Source organism: Streptomyces sp. GbtcB7 (genome assembly GCF_019091445.1).
GTDB classification, from domain to species: Bacteria; Actinomycetota; Actinomycetes; order Streptomycetales; family Streptomycetaceae; genus Streptomyces; species Streptomyces mirabilis.
In genome coordinates this window covers 1-367 of record NZ_JAGXJM010000174.1, presented here as the reverse complement: position 1 = coordinate 367, position 367 = coordinate 1, and the positions used below count along the sequence as shown (strand labels likewise).

Genomic DNA, 367 nt, shown 5'->3' with positions numbered 1-367 from the left:
CCCAGGGCGGTTGAGATATCGAGTGGAACAGCTACATGCCGCGCTCGAGCGAGCTGTCTGAGGCCTGACGAAGGTGGGATCGATCGCGCGGGATCAGTTCCTTCGCAGCTACCAAGCCATCGCTGAGGCCATGGCTGAGGCCGCTGTCAGGAACGGCAACCACGTCGGCGACATGCTGCGTCGCGGCCTGGCCATATCCACGTTCAACATCCTGGAGAATTTCGTCGAACAGCGTATCGGAGAACTGGCGTTGCGAGTGAACGGCGGACAGCTCAGCTTCAGCGACCTGCCCGATAAGCTCGCGCAGCGCGCCGTAGGAAATGTCCTGAATGTGGCCGCGTATCGCGCGTATCGTGTAGACAAGACG

1 protein-coding gene is annotated in these 367 nt (G+C 61.0%); it reads right to left on the bottom strand.

Features of this window, described 5'->3' with window-relative positions:
- Positions 1–31 precede the first annotated feature (31 nt).
- The coding region (locus KVT44_RS55725) for a hypothetical protein (RefSeq protein WP_217576896.1) at positions 32–367 on the bottom strand (336 nt) is incomplete at its 5' end.